Source organism: uncultured Faecalicoccus sp. (assembly GCF_944327125.1).
In the GTDB taxonomy this organism is placed as follows: domain Bacteria; phylum Bacillota_I; class Bacilli_A; order Erysipelotrichales; family Erysipelotrichaceae; genus Faecalicoccus.
In genome coordinates this window covers 12,229-38,714 of sequence record NZ_CALVGO010000009.1, presented here as the reverse complement: position 1 = coordinate 38,714, position 26,486 = coordinate 12,229, and the positions used below count along the sequence as shown (strand labels likewise).

Here is a 26,486-nt window from a genome sequence, read left to right as displayed (position 1 = left end):
ATTCCACACCTTTATATAAAGGTCATAAATTGTAAATTTTATTCTCTTTGGTCCCCCTACGCTCCACCAATGTCTACAAAGTGCTTTAGATAAAGCGCTTTTTTTATTTTTTCTTTTCTAATATACTGTTTATATACTGTTTTTAGAGAAAGAAGTTTGATTTTATGGATATGAATGTAGTCAAAGACATCTTGTTTGATGTTCGTTCCATTGGACAAACACTGAACAAAAGCGTGGAGTATGAGATCAAGAATAAAAATGGAATCAAAGATCTCGTTACTTCAATGGATGAAGAAACGGAGATTTCTTTACGAAAAATGCTGAGGCAGTACACACCTTCTTGTTCCTTTATCGGAGAAGAGGGCGATGTACAATACAGTGATCATGTATGGGTCATCGACCCTATTGATGGAACGACGAATTTTATCAATTTGCAGGAAAACTACGCGATTTCGTTAGGCTATTATGAGAATGAAAAACCAGTATTGGGAATCGTATACGATGTTCATGAGGATGTGATGTACTGGGCTTTTCAGGAAAAGGCGTATGTAAATGATCGGCCTGTAAAGGATTTTCCTTCTATACGTTCGTTAAATGAATGTGTATTTGATGCTGGTTTATATACGCTCAATAAACATCCAGGTTTGATGGAACTCTATCATAAGACACGAGGCCATCGTTGTTATGGGTGTGCCAGTCTTTCCATTATTAAAGTGGCCTTGGGAAAGCTGGATTTCTATTGTTCGGAGCATGCCAAATGTTGGGACTATGCCGGCGGTGTCATTTTTTTAGAGGCTTGCAAAGGATGTTATTGGATATCGAAAGATTTCTTTACGTGTGAACCTTGCCTGGTGCTGGTTGCCCGGGATAAAAACATTCTGGAGGTTGTCGAAGAGGCATTATAAATTGTAACTTAAAAGAAAATCACTTTCGATGGTTCTCTGATTTTAAAGTTTAAAAAAGTCAAAATTTTGATGACAGGATTCATTAGACTTTAAAAGGGGTTTCATGTATAATGTATTTGGTTTTTCTTTATAAAAACTTAATCAGGAGGTATGAGTATGGATCCAATTACTGCTCTTATCTCGGGGATTATAGGCCTGTGCATTGGCGGCGGCGGAATGGTCGTTTACAATAAAGCAGGATTCAATAAAAGTCAGCAAGAAGCAAAAAGAATTTTAAAAGATGCCGAATCAGAAGCACAGGCTAAACTGAAACAGGCAGTTTTAGACGGTAAAACACAAGCTCACGATTTAAAGATCGAAGCAGAAAAAGACATCAAAGAAAGAAAACAGGAAATCCAGAATTTAGAAAACAAGTTATTGCGACGTGAAGATAACTTGGATTTTCGTGATGAAGCTTTGAGTCAAAAAGAGCGCCAGCTTACCGAAAAAATGCAGAAAGTTACTGATAAACTATCATCCTTAGAGAATAAAGAGAAAAAATTACAGGAACAGATCGACAATCAAATCGTCGTTCTGGAAGATGTTGCGAAAATGTCGCAGCAGGATGCGAAAAAGGAGTTATTTGCGGTCGTTGAAAAGAAGATGGAACATGAAACCATCGCCTATATCAAGGATAAAGAAGAAGAGGCGAAAAGTACGGCTCAGCAAAAAGCTCAAAATATCATCGCCCTTGCGATTGAACGTATGTCGCAAACAGAGACCCAGGAAAGAACTGTTAGTGTTGTAAGTATTCCTGGTGAAGAAATGAAAGGACGTATCATTGGACGAGAGGGTCGAAACATCCGTGCTTTTGAACAGGCAACCGGAGTGGAGCTCAACATTGATGATACTCCAGACCTAATTACGATCACATGTTTTAATCCGGTGCGCCGTGAAGTCGCACGACTGGCATTGGAGCATTTGATCCACGATGGACGAATCCAGCCGGGACGTATCGAAGAAGTGGTCAAGAAATATCAGCAGGAGATCAATCAGGAAATCGTGAAAGCGGGAGAAGATGCGATCTTTAAACTGGGAATTGGTAAAATTGACCGTGAGATCGTTAAACTGATCGGAACGCTGAAATATCGATTCTCGTATGGACAGAACGCTTTGCAGCACTCGCTGGAAGTTGCTTATTTAGCAGGAGCTATGGCTGCCGAACTTGGCTTGAACCAACAGATGGCAAAACGCGCCGGGCTTTTACACGATATTGGAAAGGCTTTAAACATTGAACAACAAGATGGATCTCATGTGGAACTGGGATATAAGTTCTGTAAAAAACACGGAGAAAAAGATGTTGTGCTCAATGCGATCCTTTCGCATCATGGAGATGTAGAGCCTAAATATTTGACCAGTCATCTTGTGATTGCGGCGGATACGATCAGCGCAGCTCGTCCAGGTGCCCGTAAAGAGAGTACACAGGCCTATATCGATCGTCTGGAAAATCTGGAAAAAATCGCATTGTCTTATGATGGTGTTCAAAGTGCCTTTGCGATCCAGGCCGGACGTGAGATTCGTGTTATGGTCAATCCGGAAAATGTGGATGATCTGACATGTATTAAACTGGCTCGTGAAATTCGTGATCAGATTGAGGAAGAACTGACATATCCAGGTCAGATCAAAGTCAATGTGATTCGTGAGATCCGTGCCCAGGAATTGGCAAAATAAGGAAACAATATGACGGACGAATCTCGTCCGTCATAAGTATAATTGAACAGTAAGTTATCCCTTACTACTTTGGCTTGAAACCCCCAAATTTAACGACTATACTAAATATAGTTAAATAAGGAGGAACATGAAAATGGCTGTTACTATTGATAAAGACACTTGCATCGGATGTGCTGCATGTGTTGGTGGATGCCCAGTTGGAGCACTTTCTATGGACGATGAAGGTAAATCTGTTTGTGATGAAGGTACTTGCATCGACTGTGGTTCTTGTGTAGGAACTTGCCCAGTTGGCGCTATTTCTCAGTAATAACTGAACAAGACGGAAAGCCAAGCCAAAGTGCTTGGCTTTTTTAATGGAGGAAAATACAATGAAACTACAACCAGATTGGCTGTTGCCAGATCTTGAAAAGGCGCGTAAGCGCACCCAGACCCCAGTTGCCCGTATCGATTCTTTTGTGATTCCTGAATCGGCAAAATGGATCGGGCGGTCGAAAAAATATTATATTTCTACTTATGGATGTCAGGCCAATGAGCGTGACAGCGAAACGATGGCCGGAATTTTGGATACTTTGGGATTTGAAAAAGCCGATTCTCCTGAAAGTGTGGATGTGATCTTGATCAATACTTGCGCCATTCGTCAAAATGCGACGGAGAAAGTGCTTGGAGAAATAGGAAACTTCAAAAGACTTTACCGTGAAAATGAAGATCTGGTGATCGGTGTATGCGGCTGCATGTCCCAGGAAGAAGGTTTTGTGGAAAACCTTTTGGCTAAATATCCCCAGGTTCGTTTGATCTTTGGAACACATAATATCCAGGATCTTCCTAGGATGCTTTATGAAGTGATGCACGAAGGAAAAAGAGTTGTTCAGATTTACTCCAAAGAGGGAGAGGTCTATGAAAATCTTCCGGTTCATCGTTTTGGCAATACCAAAGCGTGGGTCAATATTATGTATGGATGCGATAAATTCTGTACGTATTGTATCGTTCCTTATACACGTGGAAAACAGCGTTCCCGTACGATGGAAAATATTCTTGAAGAGGTGCAGGAACTTAAACATCAGGGATTTAAGGAAATTACGCTTTTGGGACAAAATGTGAATGCCTATGGAAAAGATTTGGATGAAGGAATCAATTTTGCGACACTTTTGGAAGAATGTGCCAAGATCGGCATTCCTCGTATTCGATTCACTACCAGTCATCCATGGGACTTTTCAGACGATATGATCGATGTGATTGCCAAATATGACAATGTCATGCCATTTGTTCATCTGCCTTTACAGTCAGGGGATGATGAAATTTTACGCCGTATGGGAAGAAGGTATACCAGGGAATCGTATATGGAGCTTTTCCAAAAGATCCAGGATCGAATTCCTCATGTCGCCATCAGTACGGACATTATTGTCGGATTCCCTAATGAAAGTGACGAACAGTTCGAAAATACGATCAAACTGGTGGAAGAGTGTAAATTTGACAATGCGTTTACCTTCATTTTTTCAGCTCGGCCAGGGACACCGGCTGCCGCTATGAATGATCCCATTGATCAGGAAACAAAATCGAAGCGTCTTGCACGTTTAAATAAGATCTGGAACCAATATGCCTTGGAAAAGAACAAAGCTTATGAAGGGCGTATTGTCGAAGTGCTGGTTGATGGATTCAGTAAAAAGGACAAACACGTTTACTCGGGGTATACAGACACCAATAAGCTTGTCAACTTTACCGGTGAAAACATTCATCCGGGTGATTTTGTCAAAGTTAAGATCACAAAGGGAAAAACATTCTCTCTGGATGGACAGGCAATATGATATAATAATACCAAATGATAATTTCTATTTAGAAAGAGGACTTATGAAAAAAACAGATAATAATCTATCCACAGAAAAAATCCGCATTTTTGCCCTTGGCGGTCTGGACGAAGATGGAAAAAATATGATCATTGTCGAAATTGATCAGGATATTTATGTCATTGAAGCCGGAATTAAATTTCCTGAAGAAAAAGAATCTTTGGGAATCGAATTCATTGTGCAGGACTTTACTTATCTGATCGAAAATAAAGACCGTATTCAGGGGGTATTTATTACCCATGGGCACGATGATGTTATGGGAGCCCTTCCGTATTTGTTGAAGAATGTCAATGCCAATGTGTATACTTCACCGTTTACCAGCAAGGCCATTCACAGAGTATTGAAAAAAGAACGGATCAAAGGTTCCAAGATCTATACCATCAAACGTCATGATACTAAAAAAATTGGAAGTCATAAGGTTGTTTTCTTTCCTGTGACGCATGCCTATCCTGGAGCTTATGGTTTGGCGATTCAAAGCTCGCAGGGATATATCGTTTATTCCGGAGAATTCATTGAGGATTACGACGACCTGGAAGATGCCTACCGCGGTGATTTCACCACTTGTTCAAAATTGGGAAATGAAGGGGTACTGGTTCTTCTTCAGGAGAGCAAAGGCGCTGAAAGAACCGGACATACGGCTCCGAATCATCGTATAGGAGATAAATTTTGTCAGGTTCTGGAACAAAATGACCATAAACGTGTTTTTGTCAGTTTATATACGCAAAGTGTTTATCGTGTCCAGGAGATCATTGATTCCTGTATTCAATACAAACGAAAGATGATCTTTTATACCCGAGAACTTCGGGAATTGGTTTCGGATCTGGAAGAAATGGGGTTTGAGATCCCGTCTTCGCTGATCCTGGATCCTAAAAAAGTAACAGAGGTCAAAGAAGACGTTGTCGTGATCATCAGCGGTCAGGGTAAATCTTTGTTCAAGACGTTATCCAACATTGCCAATAATGAAGTGGAAGAGATCGAATTTGATCAAAACGATGTTGTTGTCATTGCTTCGCCTGTGATTCCGGGTGTGGAAAAAGTGTTCAAATCCATGGAAAATGACATTTACAAAGAAGAAGGGCAGATCATTGTTCTGGACCGAAATGTTTTAAGTATGCATCCATCCAAGGAAGATTTAAAGATGATGATCTTCCTTATGAAACCTAAGTATTATATTCCGGTCAAAGGAGAGTATCGCCATTTATATATGAACTCACAGATTGCCTTGGAAATGGGTTATCGGCCAAATCAGATCATCTTACTGGATAATGGACAGGTCGCAACGTTTGAAAACGGAAAATTACGTTCCTGTTCCATGGAGCTCGATCTTCACGATGTTATGATCGATGGAAAAGAAAACTGGGATATGGCCGGTGTTGTATTAAAAGATAGAGAAATCCTTTCAACCGATGGAGTAATGATCCTTGCCATCGGATTGGACGCCAAGACCAAGAAGATCATCAATGGCCCTGACATTCAAACAAGAGGGTTGATCTATGTCAAGGACGCCGAATACATCTCAACCGATGTTGCCAAGATCATGGAAGATACGATTCAGCAGGCGGTAAAGGATAAAACGTATGATAATCTTACCGTTCGTAACGAGATTCGCGATAAAATCTCACGCTATTTGTTTAAACAGACTGCGAAAAGACCGATGGTCTTGCCAGTTATCTTAGAAATCAATTTGTAATTTTAAAGGAGTTGATGAAATGGCAGCCGCCAAAAGAAGTAAAAAAACGGCATCAAGAAAAAAATCAACCTCCGCAAAAAGAAAGACACAGGCATCCAAGACACAATCCAGACTTGCGCGCGTGTGTCTTCTATTTTGTGGCATTGCCTTAGGCATCATAGGAGCTTTTCACTTGGGGATCATTGGAGGTTTTCTGCATCAGTTTGTTTCGCTATGGACAGGATCACTGACTTTTATTGTTTTTATGTTAATGATTCTTGTCTGTGTGATGATATTGTTTAAGTTTGACTTCAAAAAGATTCCCGTCCGTTATTTCATCGGATGCTTGGTTTTGATGGTATCGTGGCTGATGGTAGAAGGGTTGCGGTCGATTCAAAATCAGGAAGCCTGGAGTGCTTTGATGCACATTTTCAAGAACTTCTTACCGATTCTATCGGGATCACAAAATACGACTTGCGGACTTTTTGGAGCTATACTGACAGGTCTTTTCTATATGCTTTTTGATCGGACCGGCTGTATTGTTTTGATCGTTTTGACCTTTGTCATGGGACTGGGACTTTTGTTTTATGATCTTGTGCTTTCTTTCTATAAAGAGCGTCAATCTATGCCAAAAGAAAGAAAACCAAAAACGCAAAAGAAAAATGTGTATTCGGATGAGAAGCCATTAAAAACGAAACAGTCGATGTTTATTGATGCGGATGATTCTCAAACTTTCATAGAGGAACCATCGGCTCCTATCGTTGCTGAACCAATCGAACCAAAAATCAGAGAAAAAGAAGCGGAAATGGTGGAGGAACCTTGGGAACCGGCTGAATATATTGCCAACGAAGAGGAAGCGTATGCCAATTATAAGCTGCCGCGAATGACGATCTTGAATGAAATGCCAAAGCGTTCCCGCAACAATCCCAATGCTCAATACGCAAGACAACAGGGCGAAAAGCTGATCGAGATCTTGCAGGAGTTTGGCGTCAATGCGACGCTGGTCCAGATCCATATTGGTCCGAGTGTGACAAAATTTGAGATTCGGCCGGAACTGGGGGTTCGTGTCAACCGCATCAGCAATCTGCAATATGATATTAAAATGGCTTTAGCGGCCAAAGATATTCGTATCGAAGCTCCGATCCCTGGGAAAAGTGCTGTAGGTATTGAAATTCCAAATGCAGAAAAAACACAGGTTCAGATGAAAGAGCTGATGGCCAATGTTCCTAAAAATCTCTCGGATAAGACATTGTTGTTCTGTCTGGGAAAAGATTTGATGGGAAACTGTGTTTATGGACAGCTGGATAAAATGCCGCATTTACTGATTGCCGGGGCAACGGGATCCGGAAAATCGGTTTGTGTCAATTCCATTATTTCCTCTTTCTTGCTTCGAACGCGTCCGGATGAAATCAAACTGGTTTTGATCGATCCAAAGAAAGTGGAATTTACACCTTATAACGACGTTCCTCATCTTTTGGCTCCTGTTATTACGGATGGCGATTTGGCTAATAAGGCTTTGAAGGTCATTGTTCAGATCATGGAACACCGCTACGATCTATTTGGTCATTTAGGTGTCCGCAATATTCAGTCGTATAATGATTATGTTCTAGATCATCCGGATGAAAGTTTAAAGCCCCTGGCTCGTATCGTAGTCATCATTGATGAATTGGCGGATCTGATGCTGGTGGCGGCCAAAGAAGTTGAATCCAGCATTCAGCGAATCACTCAGCTTGCCCGGGCTGCCGGGATCCACTTGATCGTTGCGACCCAGCGACCAAGCGTGGATGTTATCACGGGGGTTATCAAAGCCAATATTCCTTCCCGTATTGCCTTTGCGGTCAGTTCCAGTACGGACTCGCGAACGATTTTGGATCAGGCGGGGGCAGAACGGTTGCTTGGTTATGGGGATATGCTGTATCTTCCTAATGGAGAAACCACGCCTAAACGAATCCAGGGTGTCTTTATTCGAGATGATGAAGTCAGCCGTATTGCGCGCTATGTTAAATCACAGGCAAGTCCTCATTATGACGATGCCTTTATTCAGTTAAAAGATCTTCAAAATCAGGGAGAAGATGTCATTTCCGAATGTTCGGATCCTTTGTATGAACAAGTGAAGAATTTTGTGATACAATCTCGTAGAGCCAGCACTTCACTGATTCAGCGCAAATTTTCAGTGGGGTATTCCAGAGCGGCCCGTTTGATCGATGCTTTGGAAGAACAAGGAGTTATTGGACCGGCCAATGGGTCCAAGCCTCGTCAGATCCTGGTTCAGAATACGCTGGAAGATCCATTAGAAGAGTAGGAGGATAAAGGATGAATATATTTTTGAATTCGACCGGAAAACAGGAAAATACAAACTGCATTTCAAAAGCGGTCAGTTTAGGTGACTTTGTTTATGTCAGTGCTCAGACCGGTTCGGGAGAGACAATCGAAGAACAGACGATGACGGCCTGCAACAAGGTCATTGATGCGATTTCTTCGCTGGGCTTAAAAATGCATCATCTGGTGAAATTTACCGTTTATCTTAAAGATATCGAATTAAAAGAGGCGTTTTTAAAAACTTTCGAATACTTTTTGGAAGAGCCTTTTCCCGCATGTTCCATTGTTGAAGTTCAAGGCTTGGAGGATCATGCGTTGGTCTCCATTGAAGCACTGGGTGTCAATACACTTCGTTATGAACAAAGAAATACCGAAAGTTCCTGTTCCAACGGCTGTAAAGAGTGCTCAGGGCATTGCCATGACTAAATGTCTTTTCGTTTTAAAAAGCGAAAGATTTGATGCATTTGATTTTTGATCCTTTGCGGATGTTCACATTCCAGACATGTTTGATCCTTGAAATGGATTACGCATGTCTTATTTTTTTGTTCTATCGATTCGATTTCTTCATAACAGATCCAGATGTTTTGAGGATCTTTCATCGGTTTGATCGGGAAATAAATTTCATGGGGATGGACCTGAACCACAACGGGGATAAAGTTTTTTTGTTCCATTAATTTGGAAAAGGCTTTTTTTCGACCTTCCAATGTAGAACCATGAAGAATGCAGAGTTCATCAAAATAATGCTCCACACTTCGTGAACAGATATAGCTGGATCGTTCTTCTTTTACTGTACAGACTTGACTGGTTGCGTAGTTATAATAAATATAGTTAGCGGACATAAAAAAACCTCGCTTTTATTTTAGCGAGATTTTCTTAAGGAATAATTAAAGCCATGAAATTTTGTTTTCGGTGGCGGTCAAGATTTTCTGAATATTGGATCGATGTCGGTAGATGATCAAGATCATCATGATCCATCCGGCCAATACGATAAACAAACTGTCCATATCAAAGGCTAAGATTCGTGCGGTAATGTACATACAGCTGGTAATCGAAGCACCGATACTGGCTAAAGAAACATATTTGAAGATAAACAACAATACGATAAAGGATCCAAACGGTACTAAGGCATAGCTTACATCATGGAAGGTAAAGAACCATAGAGAAACAAGAAAGCCAAACATCGTACTGACGGCTTTTCCTCCTCTGAAATGCGCAAAGACAGGATAACAATGGCCGATACAACAGCTGACACCGCACCAGATACTGCACGATGTGCTAATCAAAGAAGCCAGTCCCATCGCAACCACGACCTTTAGAATATCGCAGGCAATGACAGAGATACCGGCTTTTTTTCCCAGTACTCGTCCGGCATTGGTACCGCCAAGATTTCCAGAACCATACTTGCGGATATCTGTTTTGTAGAAGACTTTTCCTATCACCAGGGCAAAAGGAATGGACCCTAAAAGATATCCTAATAAAATAGACAGAATTAGATAAAGAAAATTCATAATCACATCACCTTTTCATAAATATTCTAAACATTTTTTACAGAAATGTAAATTTAAAATCATAGGGTTTCCTTCATGTTGAAATCGTGCCCTAAAAATAAGGTGGAGAATGTATTTTCTCTTTGAATAAAGGGGATTTGATTGTTATAATATAAAATCGTGAAAGGATGATCACATGCCAAATAAGACATATGACGAAAACAGTATCGTAATCTTGGAAGGACTGGAAGCGGTCCGTAAGCGTCCTGGAATGTATATTGGATCAACAGACGCAAGGGGACTGCACCATTTAGTGTGGGAAATCGTTGACAATGCCATTGATGAGGCGTTGAACGGATATGGAAATTCTATCCATATCACATTGAATAAAGATAATAGTGTAACAGTGGAAGACCATGGACGAGGCATGCCGGTGGGTAAACATAAGTCTGGAGTCAGTACCCTGGAAGTCATTTTTACGGTTTTGCATGCGGGAGGAAAATTTACCAGCAGCGGCGGGTATCAAAGTGCCGGTGGTTTGCATGGTGTAGGGGCCAGTGTTGTCAATGCCCTTTGTTCATGGTGCAAAGTGACGGTTTATGATGGAAAAGATGTCTGGACGATGCTTTTTGAAGATGGCGGCAAAAAGATTGGCAAGCTTCAAAAAGTTGGAAAAACAAATCGAACGGGAAGTACGGTTCAGTTTTTACCGGATCCACGCATCTTTAAACAAAATCGTTTTTCTTATTCAAAGATCTGTGAAAGAGCACAGGAAGATGCCTTCTTATTGGAAGGATTGGAAATGATCGTAACGGATCTGAGAAAAGAAAAACGTGAAGAAAAATATCAGTATGAAAATGGCTTGCAGGCATTTATCGAGGAAATCGATAAGGATCATACACCGATGCATGCCCCATTGAGTTTTGAAGGGGAATCCAACGGGATCAAAATCAAAGGCTGTTTTCAATATACGGATGATTATCAGGAAAATGTCTTTAGTTTCACAAATATGGTACGTACCCGTGATGGTGGTTCTCATGAAACGGGGGCCAAGCTTGCCTTCACCAAGGCCTTTAATGAATACGCAAGAAAAAACGGCTTCCTCAAAGAGAAAGATAAAAGTTTTGAAGGGGCAGACATTCGTGAAGGCTTAACGCTGGTAATCAATCTGACGGTACCGGAACATCTGCTACAGTTTGAAGGACAGACTAAGGAGAAACTGGGAACACCGGAGGCAAAGACAGCCACGGAAGCAATCGTAGGAGAAAAACTGCGCTATTTTCTAGAAGAAAATAAAGAGATTGCCAATGTTCTTGTTCGCAAGATCGTGAAGGCGGCCAACGCTCGAAATGCCGCCAGAAAAGCTCGCGATGAAGCCCGTAAAGGAAAAGGGAAACAAAAAGCGGAGAAAGTATTGTCCGGGAAGCTGGCCAATGCCCAAAGCAAAGATGCCCGCCGTAAAGAACTGTATCTGGTAGAGGGAGATTCCGCGGGTGGAAGTGCCAAACAGGGCCGAGATTCCAAATATCAGGCGATTCTTCCTTTGCGGGGAAAAGTCTTGAACACGGAAAAAGCCAGCTTGGAAAATATCGAAAAAAATGAAGAATTAAATACGATCATCCATGCCTTGGGAGCCGGTGTGGGCAAAAACTTTAATGCCGAAGATTCCAATTATTATAAAGTGATCATCATGACCGATGCCGACGATGATGGGGCTCACATCCAAAACCTTCTTTTGACTTTTTTCTATCGTTATATGAGAGACTTGATCGATAAGGAAATGTTATATATTGCCTTGCCGCCTTTATATCGTATTGCGAAAGGAAAGCACGAATATTATCTCTATACGGATGAAGAACTGGATGAAAAGAAAAAGGAGCTGCAGTCGGGATATACGATTACCCGTTATAAAGGTCTGGGAGAGATGAATGCCAGCCAATTATGGGATACGACAATGAATCCTGAAACTCGAACTTTGATCTGCGTCACGATTGAAAATGCGATCATGGCGGAACGTCGGGTCCATGAACTGATGGGGGACAAGGCGGAACTGCGTCGAAGCTGGATCGAAGATAATGTTGTCTTTACTTTAGAAGACGATTATATCAAGGAGGTGCGCCATGACTAAAAAAGAGACTGTGGAAACATCGCATATCTTAAAAAACTCTTTGGAAGAGATCATGGCCGATCGCTTTGCGCGGTATTCAAAATACATCATTCAGGAAAGAGCACTGCCGGATGCCCGTGATGGACTGAAACCGGTACAGCGACGTATTCTATATGCGATGTATGAAGATGGAAACACTTATAATAAACCGTATCGCAAAAGTGCGAAAACGGTTGGGAACGTGATTGGTAACTATCATCCACATGGAGACAGTTCTGTTTATGATGCGATGGTCCGTTTATCCCAGCCTTGGAAAATCACGACTCCATTGGTTGATATGCAGGGAAACAACGGTTCCATCGATGATGACCCGGCAGCGGCCATGCGATATACAGAAGCCCGTTTATCAAAAATCAGCGATTTTCTGCTTCAGGATATTCAAAAAGATACGGTGGAATGGGCTCCCAATTTTTCGGACGAGAAAATGGAACCGACGGTATTGCCGGCCCGTTATCCCAATCTTCTGGTCAATGGGATCACGGGAATCGCAGCGGGCTATGCGACCAATATTCCGCCACACAATCTAAACGAAGTCGTTCAGGCTTCCATTTATCGGATCCAGCATCCGGATTGCACTTTACAAGATCTTATGAAGATCGTAAAAGGGCCTGATTTTCCTACCGGTGGTATCGTGATGGGAATCTCGGGAATCAAGGATGCCTTTGAACATGGAAAAGGCAAGATCATGATTCGTTCCAAGGTCCATATCGAACAGACCCGAACGATCAAACAGCTGATCATTACGGAAATTCCTTATGAGGTCATCAAAAGCCAGCTGGTCAAAAAGATCGATGACATTCGCATCAATAAAAAGATCGATGGAATTCTGGATGTCCGTGATGAAAGTGACAGAAATGGTTTAAAGATCGTTGTCGATTTGAAAAAAGACAGTGCCGATGAACAGATTTTAAATTATCTGTATAAAAACACCGATCTGCAGATTTCCTATAACTACAATGTCATCGCCATTGTCAATAAAGCACCGGTCCAGATGTCTTTGATCATGGCCTTGGATTCGTTTATTTCTCATCGAGAAGATGTGGTATTAAGAAGAAGCCGTTTTGATTTAAAAGCCAAACAATCCAGAGCGCATATTCTGGAAGGTTTGATCAAAGCGGTCAGTGTCATGGATGAGATCATTCAAATTATCCGCTCTTCCAAAGATAAGGCCGATGCCAAAAACAATCTCATTTCTCGTTTTGGTTTTTCTAAGGATCAGGCAGAGGCCATTGTCGTCATGCGTCTGTATCGTTTAACACACACCGATATCAAAGAATTGAAGGAGGAATACCAACTTCTTCAAAAAGAGATTGCTTATTTGAATGGGATCCTTCACGATTCGAAAAAACGCGATGCCCTTTTGATCCAGGAACTGGAAGAAGTCAACAAAGAATTTGTAACACCGCGCCGTTCTAAGATCCAAAAAGATATCGAAGAAATCGTTATTGATGAAAAGGCAATGATTCCTGATGAAGCGGTGATGGTGACTCTGACAAGAGATGGCTACGTAAAACGTGTCAGTCTTCGTTCCTACAATGCTTCATCGGATGCAATGACAGGAAAAAAAGACGATGACATTTTGATTGGGTACGGTCAGGCCAGTACATTGGACAATCTATTGTTCTTTACCAATCGGGGAACGTATGGGTATCTTCCGGTCTATACGATTGAAGAATCTAAATGGAAAGATCTGGGAAAACACTTAAGCAATTATCTGCGCATGGATTCTTCGGAGAAAATCATTTCCTGCGCATTAGTGCGCGATTTTGAGCTGGCTACCGACCTTGTTCTGGCTTCAAAATATGGAATGATCAAACGCTGCAGTATCAGGGATCTTCAGGTTTCCCGTGCCAATAAAACGATGGCCTGTATGAAGATTGGGTCGAAAGATGAGATGGTTCGTGTACAGATCACTGAGACAATGTCGGATCAAATCGTTTTATTGACCCGTCATGGATTTGCGTTAAGCTATCCGGTCGATCAAGTACCTTGCATTTCGACCCGTTCCAAAGGGGTCAAATCCATGAATCTTGAAAAAATGGATGAAATTGTCGATATACTGGTCGTAAGGGATCTTTCAAATCAGTTGCTTGTATTTACAGACGAAGGACAGGCCAAACGAATTCGCCTGGAAAATATTGCCACCTTCAAGCGTCCAGCTAAAGGAAATCGGATTTGTAAATGGATAAAATCCAATCCAAGTCAGATCCTTTTTGGCATAGAAGTCAGCGATTTGAAAAAAGAGATTGTAATTGAATCAAAAGATCGTCTTGTCTTTACACCGGTACAGATCTCTTTGATGTCTTGTGAATCTACCTTCTCCAATCCGTTTGGGAAACTGGAAAATTATTCCGTTCCTGTTGAATTAAAACGAATTGAAAACGGGCAATGGATCCATGATCAGGAAAGCGAACAACTTTCGTTGTTTGAGGTATGATATGACAAGATCCACCGCAAGCTTTATTTGTCTTTTGGTTGCCGCCATATGGGGAGGCGGATTTATTGCCACGGATGCGGCGCTGGATACCTTTGATCCGTTTACCGTTCTATGGATCCGCTTTTTAGGCGCTGCTCTTGTTTCCTGGATCATCTTGTTTATTAAAAAAACTCCTGTCAATAAGACCGCTATAAAAAAAGGATCCCTTTCTGGAGTCTTCCTATATCTGGCGTTTGCGTTTCAAACCTTTGGTCTGGATTTGACAAATACAGGTCAAAACGCTTTTTTGACCGCTGTCAACGTTGTGATCGTACCTTACATTGCCTGGTTCCTGTTTCGCCGAAGGCCCCAATCTTTGCAGATCCTGGCAAGTTTTATTTGCTTGATTGGAATTGGTTTTCTATCTTTGACAAAAGGCAGTTTCCATTTCTCTTTAGGGGATGGGTTTTCTTTGATTTGTGCGTTCTTTTTTGCCTGTCATTTTATATCGTTGGAATATTCAACCAAAGGACAGAACGTCGCTTTGATCAATGCGATCCAGATGACCACGGCAAGTATTTTATCGATTCCTGGGTGTTTCCTGTTGGAAACGATGCCGGCCGAAGTTTCTGCTTCGGCAATTATGAGCTGTTTATATATGATTCTTATTGCCACCTGGTTAGCTTTTCAGCTGCAGACTTTGGCGCAGAAATATATCGATGCATCCAGCGCCAGCGTTCTTTTGTGCACGGAATCGCTGTTCGCCAACCTCTTTGGATTTCTTCTTCTGCATGAAGAAAAAACGTGGATGATGTTGTTGGGAGGCTTGTTGATCTTCCTTTCGGTTTTAATGATAGAAGGAGAGGGCGTATTCAAAAAAATCAAGATTTCAAGAGGTTGTCAAAAGGATAAAAAAATAGTAAGATATTGATTAGAAATAGTGAGGATGAATTATTTATGGGTTGGTCAAGTATTATTTTTACTTTAGTCGGAGTTGTGATTGGACTCATCTTAGGGTTTTATTTCACAAAGAGAAAATTTGAAAAAGAGTTAAAAGAAAATCCACCTATCAATGAAAAGATGATTCGTGCTATGTTCCTGCAGATGGGACGTAAACCGAGTGAAGCACAGATTCGTCAAATCATGAAATCAGTGAATCAAAGTCGTTAGCGAAGGTATCTTCGCTTTTTTTTTGCATAAGATAGAATTATTGTTCTTTATTATTTCTTCGTGTTCTGTTATACTTTTAGTGGTGATATTATGTTTGTGGAAGAAAGACAAGAATTGATCGTAAAAGAATTAATGGATAAAGGAAGTGTTCGTGTCAAAGAGTTAAGCGAGCGCTTTTCTGTGACCGAGGATTTGATTCGAAAAGATTTGAATGCTCTGGAAAAACAGGGAAAATGTAAAAAAATATATGGAGGCGCTATTTTAGAAAAAGAAAATGTCCATCGAAAAACAGCGGCCCAGCGAAAATCCGTGAATATTGAAGCAAAAAAGAAGATTGCGAAAACGGCAATGGATCAAATCAAGGAAGGAAGCATTGTCTTTTTGGATATCAGTACCACGGTCGTAGAACTGGCTCGTTTGATCGTCAACAAAAATCTAAGGATCACAGTCGTGACCAATGCATTGGAAGTTATCAATTTGTTTGCGAATACTTCCATCAATACCATTTTCATCGGCGGTGAGTTCGATTATGGCAAGGACGGTTTTGTCGGGAGCATGGCCGATGCCGTGTTGAGTAATTTCTACTTTGACTATGCGTTTATGGGTGTTGTGGCCATCGATATGAAGAACAATGCGGTCTATACATATATGGCTGCCGATGGCATTACCAAACAAACGGTTCTTTCACATTCAAAACAGGCTTTTTTACTGAGTGATCTGGATAAATTCAATCAAATTGGCAACTATCAGTATGCAGCGGTAAGTGATTTTGATGGGATCATCACAGATGTACAGCCATCCGCTCAAAATCTTAAATATGCACAAAAATATGATGTCAAAATCTATTATGAGGAGAACAAAGATGAATAACCGTATTGAAACCTTAAAAAATAAAATGCTTTCTCAACCGCGTTATGTAAGCATTGAACAAGCTTTGATCATCACAAGGACGTACAAAGAACATGAAGCTGATTCTATACCGATGAAACGTGCTTATTCTTTGTATAACGCTCTTCATGAACTGGAGATTGGTATCGAGCCCGAAGAACTGATTGTCGGCAACCGGACAAAAGGGGTTCGTTATGGCGTAGTTTTTCCCGAAAGCGGCATCTCATGGGTCAATGATGAATTGGAAACGATCTCTACCAGGGCCCAGGATCGGTTTTTGGTCCGTCCAAAAGACATTGAGACGTTCCGTAATGTCATCCTTCCTTACTGGAAGGGAAAAAGCCTGGAAGATGTATTGCGCTTGCGAGCTGGAAATGAAATTGATGCGATCAGTAAAGTTGTAAAGATCAATCAAAAAGATCATGCTCAGGGACATATTTGTCCCAATGTAAAAGAATGGCTGGAAAAAGGCCCCAGCATTCTAAAAAATGAGGCATTATCGCATTTGGAATCTTGTTTGCCGGAACAAAAAGATTTTTATCGATCGGTCGTTTTAGTGATGGATGGGGTAAAAGATTTTATGATGCGTTATCATGATCTTTTGATCCATGAATCTCTTTTAAATCCCAACCATGCATCCGACATGAAAAAGGTTGCCGAAATCTGTAAAAACTTGAGCCAAAGGCCGGCGCAAACGTTCCATGAAGCCGTTCAATCTTTGTGGTTCTTGTTTGTCGTGCTTCATATGGAAAGCAATGCTTCCAGCTTCTCACCAGGACGTCTGGATCAAACTTTATATCCTTATTATAAAAAAGACATTGAAGAATTACGGATCAACGATCGGGAAGCTTTGGAAATCATTGAATGTTTATGGTTAAAGTTCAATCAGATCGTTTATCTTCGCAATCAAAACTCCGCAAAATATTTTGCGGGCTTTCCAATTGGATTCAATATCGCGGTGGGCGGTATCGATGAAAAAGGAAATGATTTCTGTAATGAACTCAGTCATCTGTTTTTACAGGCACAGGAAGACCTTGGTTTGCCGCAGCCGAATTTGAGTGTCCGTCTTCATGAACATACAAACGATGAACTGTTGAAACATGCGGTGCGTGTCGTATCCAAGGGAAGCGGAATGCCTCAATTCTTTAATGATAAAGCTATTGTCCATGAAATGGAAAAGATGGGCATCTCTTCTAAAGACGCAAAAGATTATGCGATCGTAGGCTGTGTGGAACTGACGACCCAGGGGAATAATTTAGGATGGTCGGATGCTGCCATGTTCAATATGAACAAAGTCTTAGAGCTCACGTTGAATCATGGACGATGTTTGATCACCAATGCGCAATTAGGACCGGATTTGGGTTCTTTGACCACCTATAAGACTTTTCAAGAACTTGAGCAGGCCTTTCAAAGGATGATGTTGTTTTTTATTGATAAAATGATCCCATGTTGCGAAGAAGTCGAAAAAGCCCATATCGATATTCTTCCCACGGCTTTTCTAAGCGGTGTGATCGATGATTGTATGGAAAAGGGAATGGATGTGACCCAGGGTGGGGCTCATTATAATCTTTCCGGGATCCAAATGATCCAGGTGGCCAATCTGGCGGATTCGCTGGCTGCTATCAAGATGATGGTCTATGATCAAAAACGCATTCGTGCCAAAGACCTTGAAGAGGCTCTTAAAGATAATTTCCAGGGACAGGAAGTTATGCGTCAAATGTTATTGAATCGTGTACCAAAGTATGGAAATGATGTTGAATGGGTCGATCAGCTGGGGGCAAAATGGGCACAGTTTTTTAGAGACACCTTACGTTCCTACACAAATTACAGAGGCGGCCCTTATCATACAGGAATGTATACAGTAAGCGCCCATGTTCCTATGGGACACAATGTAGGCGCCAGTGCCGATGGCCGTTTATCACAGACGCCTTTGGCAGATGGGGGATTATCGGCTGTATATGGACGTGATCTCAAAGGACCGACAGCCGTATTGAAGTCGGTGTCTCGATTGAATGACGATTGCACCACCAATGGCGGTTTACTGAATATGAAGTTTTTGCCAGAATTTTTCAAGACGGAGATTGGAATTCAAAAATTCTGTAGTTTTTTGAGAACGTTTGTCGACCTGGAAATTCCTCATATTCAGTTTAATGTCGTTCGTAGAGAAGATCTGCTGGCAGCCCAGAAACATCCGGAACAATACAGTTCCTTAACGGTTCGGGTTGCCGGGTATACAGCGTATTTTACGGAATTGGCCGGTGATCTACAAAACGAGATCATCGCAAGGACATCTTATGACAATATCTAATCTGCAGGTCTTTGATATTAAGCGGTTTTCAACCCATGATGGACGCGGGATTCGAACCACAGTCTTCTTAAAAGGCTGTCCTCTGCGTTGTAAATGGTGTCAAAATCCCGAAGGGCTGTTCCCAAATAGACAAGTTTTATATATGGAGAATAAATGTATCCATTGTTTAAGCTGTGTTCATGCGTGCCAAAATCAGGGTGTACTTTTTCAAGATGGAAAGATCTTACTGGATCGAAAAGCTTCGGAAGACTGGGAAACGATTGTTGATGCTTGTCCGACTACGGCCTTACAATTTGATTCTGTTTCTTATTCGATTTCAGAGTTGATGCATGAAATCAAAAAAGATGAGTCTTTCTTCCGTTATGGAGGCGGAGTTACGATCTCTGGCGGGGAGCCTTTCTTACAGCCGGAAGGTTTATTGTCGCTTTTGACGGCATGCAAAGAAGAGGGGATTCATACCGCTATTGAGACAAGTCTTTACGTGAATCGAAAATGGCTGGAAAAAGCCTTGCCGTATCTGGACCAGATCTATGCGGACTGTAAAATATATGATGCCTCCATGCATCAAGAATGTACGGGTGTAGATAATGTCATTATTTTAGAAAACCTGCGTTATTTATTGACGTGTGCTAAGAAAGATCAAGTGATTGTTCGCACTCCGCTGATTCCCGGTATGACCGCCACAAAGGAAAACATTGAACAAATTGCTTCCTTTTTAAGTTCTATTTATTCTCAAGTGCACTACGAAATACTGAACTATAATCCTTTGGCAAAGTCAAAATACGCTTATTTGGATATGGAGTATTGTTTTAAAAAGAATCCGAAACTTTATAGCGATGATCAAATGAAGCTGTTTTATCAAATCGCAGGCGATGCCGGAATCTATAATCTTATCGTTGAATCTTAATTCTTTGATTTGCTTTTTGAGTATAACTTTAGTAAAATTGTTTCCGATGAGGGAGTAGTCTCGCATAGCGTGATTGTTCAACATACCCGAATTTTAATTCTGGACAATCTTAAAGACAAGACTCATTAAGGACCAGGTCCTTAATGGATCTTGTCTATTTTTATAGGAGGGAATCAGATATGGCTTATTATAACCAAAATGCCAGTGAGGTTTTAGAAACGTTAAACACTTCCATCGATGGACTGTCAAACGATGAAGTTTTAAAACGACATGAACAATACGGTCTCAACCAGATGAATCAAACCAAACCGAAAAGTCCGGTTGTGATCTTTTTTGAACAGTATAAAGATCTTCTTGTGATCGTTTTGATCTGTGCCGCCCTGATTTCGGCACTTTCTGGCGAATATGTCAGCACCGCTGTTATTTTGGTCGTTATCACGATCAATGCGATCTTAGGGACAGTACAAACTTTGAAAGCAAGAAAGTCGCTGGAAAGTCTGGCAAAATTGTCTACGCCGCATGTCAAAGTGATCCGTGAGGGACAGATGCAGGAAATCTCCAGTGATCAGCTGACAGTGGGAGACGTGGTCTCTATAGAGGCTGGAGATATCATTGAAGGCGATGGCCGTATTATAGAAGCGGCCAATCTTCAAATCAATGAAAGCGCCTTGACTGGAGAATCTTTACCGCAGGAAAAAATCATTGAAAGTTTAGATGGCGAACAACCGTTGGCTGACCAGAAAAATATGGCGTTCTCCAGCGGTTTAGTAACCAACGGAACCGGAAAATATATTGTAACCGCCATTGGTATGAATACCGAGATTGGACATATTGCCACCATGATTGAAAATGCCGAAGAGCGAAAAACACCGCTTCAAAAATCACTTGATGATTTTTCCGTAAAGCTTACCATCAGTATCTGTGTGATCTGTGCAGTCATTCTGGCCATCAATGTTGTTCTGGCGCATGAGAATATTCTGGATGCGTTATTGATTGCCGTAGCTCTTGCCGTGGCGGCCATTCCTGAAGCGCTGGGATCGATCGTTACCATCGTTCTTTCCATTTCCACACAGAAAATGGTCAAAGAAAATGCCATTATCAAACAGCTTAATGCGGTAGAAAGCTTAGGTTGTGTTTCCATCATATGTTCGGATAAAACGGGAACGTTAACACAGAACAAGATGAAGGTCATGGAAGTGTTTGCCAATCAGGAAGCTTTTCTTCCTGAGAAATTGAATGCGAATGATCATTGCCATGATGTGCTGTTAAAAGAGTGTCTTCTTTGTACCAATGCGATCTTACGGGAAGATACCCAGATTGGGGATCCAACAGAGATCGCCTTGTTGGAATTGTTTCATAATTACGGAAAGAAAGATGACGATTATGTTGTAGAAGCACAGCGTATCGACGAGATCCCGTTTGATTCGACAAGAAAGATGATGTCGATCAATTCCCATTATCACCTTTATACAAAGGGAGCGGTTGATGAATTGCTGAAACGATGCACGCAGATCTTGATCCACGATGTGAAACGACCGCTGACAAAGGAAGATATTGATACAATCTTAAAGAAAAACGAAGAATATGCCCGAAGAGGTCTTCGTGTTCTTGGCTTTGCCTATAAGAAAATGGAACCGAAACCACTCTCTTTTGACGATGAACAAGATCTGTGTTTTGTCGGTATGGTAGCCCAGATGGACCCTCCTCGTCCTGAAAGTAAAGATGCCGTTGATAAATGTCGTATTGCCGGTATCAAACCGATCATGATCACAGGAGATCATGTGATCACGGCCCAAAGTATTGCCCAGCAGATTGGTATCTTTGAGGAAGGCGATATCTGTTTGGAAGGGGCGCAGTTGGAAAAGATGAGCGAAGAAGAACTGGATGAAGTTTTGCCAAAGGTTTCTGTATATGCCCGTGTGGCACCAGAACACAAAATCCGTATCGTTCATGCCTGGCAAAAACGAGGAGAGATCGTTGCGATGACTGGAGACGGTGTTAACGATGCACCGGCTTTGAAACAAAGTGATATTGGTGTTGCGATGGGAATCACAGGAACAGAAGTTTCCAAAGATGCCGCCAGTATGATCTTGATGGACGATAACTTTTCTACGATCGTTAAAGCGGTCATCACCGGAAGAAATGTGTATGCCAATATAAAGAATGCGATCACGTATTTGTTGTCTGGGAACTTCTCCGCGATCCTGGCTGTGGTATTTACTTCCGTCACCTTTTTACCGACACCATTCACGGCTGTGCACTTGTTGTTTATCAATTTGATCACCGATTCTTTACCGGCTATTGCGATTGGAATGGAAAAGGGAACGGACGATATCCTCCGTCAGAAACCAAGAAAGAGTGATGATTCTATCTTGAATCGCAAGACAATGCTTCAAATTGGGCTGGAAGGCTTGATCATCTTTGCGTTTGTGATGACTGCTTATTGTCTTGGCCTTCAAACTTCACCGGCACTGGCCAGTACGATGGCCTTTGCGACTTTGTGTCTTTCCCGTTTGTTCCATGGATTCTCAAGCCGTTCGGCATTGCCGCTTTATAAACTGTCCATTAACGTTTATAGTTGTCTGGCTTTCGTTGTTGGTGCGGGATTGTTGATGCTGATCTTACTGGTTCCTGGTCTTCATGGATTATTTACGATTGCGCAGGATCTAACACTGAGCCATATTGGCTGGATCGTACTTTGTGCATTTGGTTCTTTTATCTGTGTTCAGATCGTACGAATCATCAAAATGAAAATGCATAACTAAGAGGCGAAATGTTCGTCTCTTTTTATATATTGGACTTATGGACGTTTTATGTCCTGGTTAAAGAAAGACGATTTGTTAAAATAAGAGCGTAAGGAGATCAAAGTATGAACACAATCAAAATAGGAAACTTATTAAAAGAACTGCGAAAAGAGAAACAGTTAACACAAGAACAGCTGGCGGAATATCTTAATGTATCCAGGAGAACTGTTTCCCGCTGGGAAACGGGATCCAATCTTCCAGACCTGGATCTTTTGATAGAACTTTCTGATTACTATAAAGTTGATCTTCGTGATTTGATCAATGGACAAAGGTCTATTTCAGATAACGAAGAACATATTGAAGATACGGTAAAGAAAATTGCCGATTATTCGGCACAAGAACAAAAAGAACGTTTAAAAATTTATCATATTTTGTTTTTAATGGGATGCTTCCTGTTTTGTTTCTATTTTCTTTTGCGATGGCTTGATTTAGATCACAATCCTATTGTGGAATTTATTGAAGGATTCTGTATGGGGGTTTCTTTTGGTCTGTTTATTCTAGGAGCTGTTGTAACTAGTTTAAAAGGCAGAAAGCTCTATTCAAAACTTTCGGCGAATACAAAATAAAAGATTGATATTTGAAGCGGCTGCTTGCTTTTTGATGATAAATCCGTATAATTTTAGATACAGCGATGAAAAGAAAGAGTACACAGATACTTTCTTTACAGAGAGCAGCTGGCTGGTGAAAAGCTGCAGGAAAATCTGTGGAATACACCTTGGAGCTTCTTTTGACGTAAGTCTGCGTTAAAGACTGGAGTGCATACTTTTTGTATGAAGTAAGGTGGTACCGCGTGCAAACGTCCTTATAGGAGGGCGTTTTTTTTATGGAGGATATGCGATGAAACTATTTGATGAATTAAAATGGCGAGGACTGATCGATAATGTCACAAGCCCGGAAGTAGAAGATGCGATCAACAATGAACAGCTGACATTTTATATTGGAACCGATCCAACGGCGGATTCTTTACATATCGGGCATTACAGCTCGTTATTGATGGCCAAACGTCTTCAGATGCATGGGCATCATCCGATTATGCTGGTTGGCGGGGCAACTGGATTTATCGGAGATCCTAAGGCCACCGGAGAAAGAAATATGCTGACACCGGAAGTGCTGCAGAAAAACTACGATGCTCTGCATGAACAGATCTCTAAGCTCTGGGGATTTGATATGGTCAATAACCTGGACTGGACCAAAGATATTACGATCATTGATTTCTTACGAGATTATGGAAAGCTATTCAATGTGAATTATATGATCAACAAAGAGACGGTCAAGAAACGATTGGATTCGGGAATCAGCTATACAGAATTCTCTTATATGATCCTGCAATCGCTAGATTTCTATACATTGTATAAAACCCGCAACTGTACAATGCAGATCGGGGGACAGGATCAGTGGGGAAATATTACATCGGGTCTGGAACTGATTCGTAAAAAGTGTGGAGCGGATGTAAAATGTTATGGTTTGACCATGCCGTTGATCACAAAAGCTGACGGAACAAAATTTGGGAAAAGCGAAACGGGAACGGTTTGGCTGGATCCTAAGAAAACAAGTCCATACGAGCTCTATCAGTTCTTGTTCAATACCGAAGATACAAAAGTGATTGAATACTTGAAAAAATTAACGTTCTTATCTGTAGATGAGATCAATGCGCTGGAAGTGTCTTTGAAAGAAGAACCGCATAAACGTGAAGCGCAAAAAGCCTTGGCAGCCAATGTCGTAAAAGATCTTCACGGAGAAGAAGGATTGGATTCGGCATTAAAGATCACGAATGCCTTGTTTAGAGGCTCTTTTTCAGAACTGAATGAAGAACAGAAGTTAGAAGCGGTTGCCCAAATGGATCAAATCAATTGTCCTTGCGGCTTGTTGCTGGAAGATGTGTTGGTTCAAACGCATATTGCTTCAAGCAAACGTGAGGCCAGAGAATGGATCAAAGGAAATTCGATTGCGATCAACGGAACAAAGGTTACCGATCCTTTGACAAAGATTTGCATCGAAAACTGCTGCGTCAAAGATTTTATGATCTTAAAGCGCGGAAAGAAAAATTATTACTGTGTTAAATTAGAAGAGTCGGATCATTAGGATATCCGACTCTTTTTTCCTTGCCATGTGTTTTCTTTTGCCATTTTTTTATCGATCTCATTGGTGACGATCGTTTTCTTGATCGTCCATTCTGGTTCAATCAAATCATCCGCCATGCCATCTCCGGTCAACCGTTCAATAATGCAGTCATAGGGCAGATATTCGAGCTGCCTTACAACGACATCGACGTATTCTTCCAGTGAGAGTATAGGGAAAGGAGATTCTTTGTATTTTTTGGCCAAAGCGGTGTTTTGTATCAGATGAAGCATATGGATCTTGATCGCATCAAAAGGATGTTTAGAAAGTTCTTTGACAGTATCGATCATCTCTTCTTTTGTTTCATAGGGTAAAGAATTGATAATATGGACACAGCTCTTGATTTGAGTGTTTTTGATCTTTTTCAAGGCCTCCCATACTTCATTTGTGGAATGACAGCGATTCAATCTTTGGATCGTTTTTTCATGAACGCTTTGCAGTCCGATCTCGATCCATGTTTCTTTTTCTCTGGCTTTATTCGCAAAATACTCTAAGACATCTTCCTCCAGGCAATCGGCTCTGGTTGCGATACAAATGCCTAAGACATCTTCTCGGGCATAGAATGGATCATAGATCTTTTTGATTGTTTCCAGATCGGCATAAGTATTGGTATACGATTGAAAGTAGGCAAATCCTAAACAGTTAGGCCATTTCTTTCGCATTCTCTTCAATCCTTGTTCATATTGCGTTTCCAGATCCTGATCAAATTTTAAAATACTGTCACCGCTTCCTTTTTCAGAACAGAAGGTACAGCCGCCAATTCCTTTTGTACCGTCTCTGTTTGGGCATGTAAAACCGGCGTTCAAAGGGACCTTGGCCACTTTTTGATTGTATTTCTTCTTAAAATAGTAACTGATCGTATAATATCTTTTATTGTCACAGGAATTTTTATAAGGATTGTTGTACATAACATCACCGGTATCATCCTATCATATTCCTAAAAAGGTTAAAACAAATAAAAAGTATAAATGAGAAAAACATCGATAGGTAAAGGCCGTTTCCTATTTTTTAAATTTTTATATACACATTTGGATGGAGGTATGCTATCATAGACAGGCATTAAGGGGACATATTGAGAAGGTTTTAGGAGGCTCATTTATGTCAGAGAAACGAAAGGATATCGTTCATGATATCCCGGATTACACATTAAGGATCACAAAACAAAAGGGGATTCGCATGCGTGTCAGTGCTAATGGACAACTTGTTGTGCACGCCAATCCATTTTGTTCTCAGGAAATTATAGATAAATACGTCTTAACCCATTATCATGAAATGTATTTCCAACTGAAACAGCCATCGGTTCGTCTTTTCGGGAAAAGCTTTCAGATTCGAAAGGTGATAGGAAATACCAATCATGTATCGACCTGTGACAACGAATTGATCGTGCAGGCAAGGGATGAAAGATCCATGGAGAAAGTATTTGAACAGTTTTTGAAATCAAATGCACAGGATGTTTTAAATGATATTTCGCAAATGATTTTTTTCCGTTTTCAGTCTTTTTCCTTGAAAATGCCTAAGATTTCTATTCGAAAGATGAAATCCAGCTGGGGTGTTTGTCATCCGGATAAAAATGAGATCACTTTGAATTTTGAGTTGATTCATTATCCTATCGAATTTATTGAGTATGTGATCTGTCACGAGTTTGTTCATTTGATCGAACCCAGCCATTCGACTCGCTTTTATACAATTCTTTCTGAATTGATGCCGGACTATAAACGCCGGATCGATCTTATCGAAACAAGCAATGAAAAACAGTATCTGATGTGATACTGTTTTT

General features: G+C 41.0%; 21 protein-coding genes and 1 other annotated feature. Of the genes, 18 read left to right on the top strand and 3 right to left on the bottom strand.

Features of this window, described 5'->3' with window-relative positions:
• Positions 1-164: 164 nt before the first annotated feature.
• The 7 genes from Q0K03_RS02335 (at position 165) to Q0K03_RS02305 (ending at position 8,870) form a co-directional block, all read left to right on the top strand.
• Positions 165-905, top strand: a complete 741-nt coding sequence (locus Q0K03_RS02335) for an inositol monophosphatase family protein (protein ID WP_297237305.1) — start codon at positions 165-167, stop codon at positions 903-905.
• 156 nt (positions 906-1,061) lie between these two features.
• The gene (gene rny, locus Q0K03_RS02330; protein ID WP_297237303.1) at positions 1,062-2,615 is read left to right on the top strand and encodes a ribonuclease Y; all 1,554 of its coding nucleotides are present in this window, start codon (positions 1,062-1,064) and stop codon (positions 2,613-2,615) included.
• Positions 2,616-2,748: 133 nt separating this feature from the next.
• Positions 2,749-2,922, top strand: coding sequence for a 4Fe-4S binding protein (locus Q0K03_RS02325; protein WP_297237301.1), 174 nt, complete (start codon positions 2,749-2,751; stop codon positions 2,920-2,922).
• 61 nt (positions 2,923-2,983) lie between these two features.
• Positions 2,984-4,417: a tRNA (N6-isopentenyl adenosine(37)-C2)-methylthiotransferase MiaB gene (gene miaB, locus Q0K03_RS02320; protein ID WP_297237299.1), complete on the top strand. Its 1,434-nt coding sequence runs from the start codon at positions 2,984-2,986 to the stop codon at positions 4,415-4,417.
• Between the two features lie 43 nt (positions 4,418-4,460).
• On the top strand, positions 4,461-6,146 hold the full coding sequence (locus Q0K03_RS02315) for a ribonuclease J (protein ID WP_297237297.1): 1,686 nt from the start codon (positions 4,461-4,463) through the stop codon (positions 6,144-6,146).
• 19 nt (positions 6,147-6,165) lie between these two features.
• Positions 6,166-8,427: a DNA translocase FtsK gene (locus Q0K03_RS02310; protein ID WP_297237295.1), complete on the top strand. Its 2,262-nt coding sequence runs from the start codon at positions 6,166-6,168 to the stop codon at positions 8,425-8,427.
• 11 nt (positions 8,428-8,438) lie between these two features.
• On the top strand, positions 8,439-8,870 hold the full coding sequence (locus Q0K03_RS02305) for a RidA family protein (RefSeq protein WP_297237293.1): 432 nt from the start codon (positions 8,439-8,441) through the stop codon (positions 8,868-8,870).
• Here the strand turns inward: Q0K03_RS02305 and Q0K03_RS02300 are convergent.
• Complete coding sequence (locus tag Q0K03_RS02300) at positions 8,867-9,283, bottom strand: competence protein ComK (RefSeq protein WP_297237291.1); 417 nt, start codon at positions 9,281-9,283, stop codon at positions 8,867-8,869. The two genes, Q0K03_RS02305 and Q0K03_RS02300, sit on opposite strands and share 4 nt — an antisense overlap.
• A 45-nt stretch (positions 9,284-9,328) precedes the next feature.
• Entirely contained in the window at positions 9,329-9,952 is a 624-nt protein-coding gene (gene plsY / locus Q0K03_RS02295) for a glycerol-3-phosphate 1-O-acyltransferase PlsY (protein WP_297237289.1), read from the bottom strand.
• A 175-nt stretch (positions 9,953-10,127) separates the two neighbouring features.
• Here plsY and parE point away from each other — a divergent pair, with 175 nt between their 5' ends.
• The 10 genes from parE (at position 10,128) to tyrS (ending at position 24,673) form a co-directional block, all read left to right on the top strand.
• Entirely contained in the window at positions 10,128-12,059 is a 1,932-nt protein-coding gene (parE, locus tag Q0K03_RS02290; RefSeq protein ID WP_297237287.1) for a DNA topoisomerase IV subunit B, read from the top strand.
• Positions 12,052-14,535, top strand: a complete 2,484-nt coding sequence (gene parC, locus Q0K03_RS02285) for a DNA topoisomerase IV subunit A (RefSeq protein ID WP_297237285.1) — start codon at positions 12,052-12,054, stop codon at positions 14,533-14,535. Before parE ends, parC begins: the two co-directional genes overlap by 8 nt.
• 1 nt (position 14,536) lies before the next feature.
• Complete coding sequence (locus Q0K03_RS02280) at positions 14,537-15,445, top strand: DMT family transporter (RefSeq protein ID WP_297237283.1); 909 nt, start codon at positions 14,537-14,539, stop codon at positions 15,443-15,445.
• 26 nt (positions 15,446-15,471) lie between these two features.
• Entirely contained in the window at positions 15,472-15,684 is a 213-nt protein-coding gene (locus Q0K03_RS02275; protein ID WP_297237281.1) for a YneF family protein, read from the top strand.
• A gap of 90 nt (positions 15,685-15,774) precedes the next feature.
• Positions 15,775-16,554 carry a DeoR/GlpR family DNA-binding transcription regulator gene (locus Q0K03_RS02270; RefSeq protein ID WP_297237279.1) on the top strand — a complete coding sequence of 260 codons (780 nt, stop codon included), beginning with the start codon at positions 15,775-15,777 and terminating at the stop codon, positions 16,552-16,554.
• Positions 16,547-18,880: a formate C-acetyltransferase/glycerol dehydratase family glycyl radical enzyme gene (locus Q0K03_RS02265; RefSeq protein WP_297237277.1), complete on the top strand. Its 2,334-nt coding sequence runs from the start codon at positions 16,547-16,549 to the stop codon at positions 18,878-18,880. The genes Q0K03_RS02270 and Q0K03_RS02265 overlap by 8 nt, the downstream gene beginning before the upstream one ends.
• The gene (locus Q0K03_RS02260) at positions 18,867-19,787 is read left to right on the top strand and encodes a glycyl-radical enzyme activating protein (protein WP_297237275.1); all 921 of its coding nucleotides are present in this window, start codon (positions 18,867-18,869) and stop codon (positions 19,785-19,787) included. Before Q0K03_RS02265 ends, Q0K03_RS02260 begins: the two co-directional genes overlap by 14 nt.
• Before the next feature lie 179 nt (positions 19,788-19,966).
• Positions 19,967-22,552 (top strand): cation-translocating P-type ATPase, encoded by a 2,586-nt coding sequence (locus Q0K03_RS02255; protein ID WP_297237273.1) that lies wholly within the window; start codon positions 19,967-19,969, stop codon positions 22,550-22,552.
• Positions 22,553-22,656: 104 nt separating this feature from the next.
• On the top strand, positions 22,657-23,157 hold the full coding sequence (locus Q0K03_RS02250) for a helix-turn-helix transcriptional regulator (protein ID WP_297237271.1): 501 nt from the start codon (positions 22,657-22,659) through the stop codon (positions 23,155-23,157).
• 56 nt (positions 23,158-23,213) lie between these two features.
• Positions 23,214-23,398 (top strand) — a binding site (T-box leader).
• Between the two features lie 30 nt (positions 23,399-23,428).
• On the top strand, positions 23,429-24,673 hold the full coding sequence (gene tyrS, locus Q0K03_RS02245) for a tyrosine--tRNA ligase (RefSeq protein ID WP_297237270.1): 1,245 nt from the start codon (positions 23,429-23,431) through the stop codon (positions 24,671-24,673).
• On the opposite strand, the gene Q0K03_RS02240 is transcribed toward tyrS, so the two are convergent.
• A complete protein-coding gene (locus Q0K03_RS02240; protein ID WP_297237268.1) occupies positions 24,670-25,617 on the bottom strand; it encodes a TIGR01212 family radical SAM protein in 948 nt (315 codons plus the stop codon). The genes tyrS and Q0K03_RS02240 overlap by 4 nt on opposite strands.
• A 190-nt stretch (positions 25,618-25,807) precedes the next feature.
• Here Q0K03_RS02240 and Q0K03_RS02235 point away from each other — a divergent pair, with 190 nt between their 5' ends.
• Positions 25,808-26,476 carry a SprT-like domain-containing protein gene (locus tag Q0K03_RS02235; protein ID WP_297237266.1) on the top strand — a complete coding sequence of 223 codons (669 nt, stop codon included), beginning with the start codon at positions 25,808-25,810 and terminating at the stop codon, positions 26,474-26,476.
• Positions 26,477-26,486 lie beyond the last annotated feature (10 nt).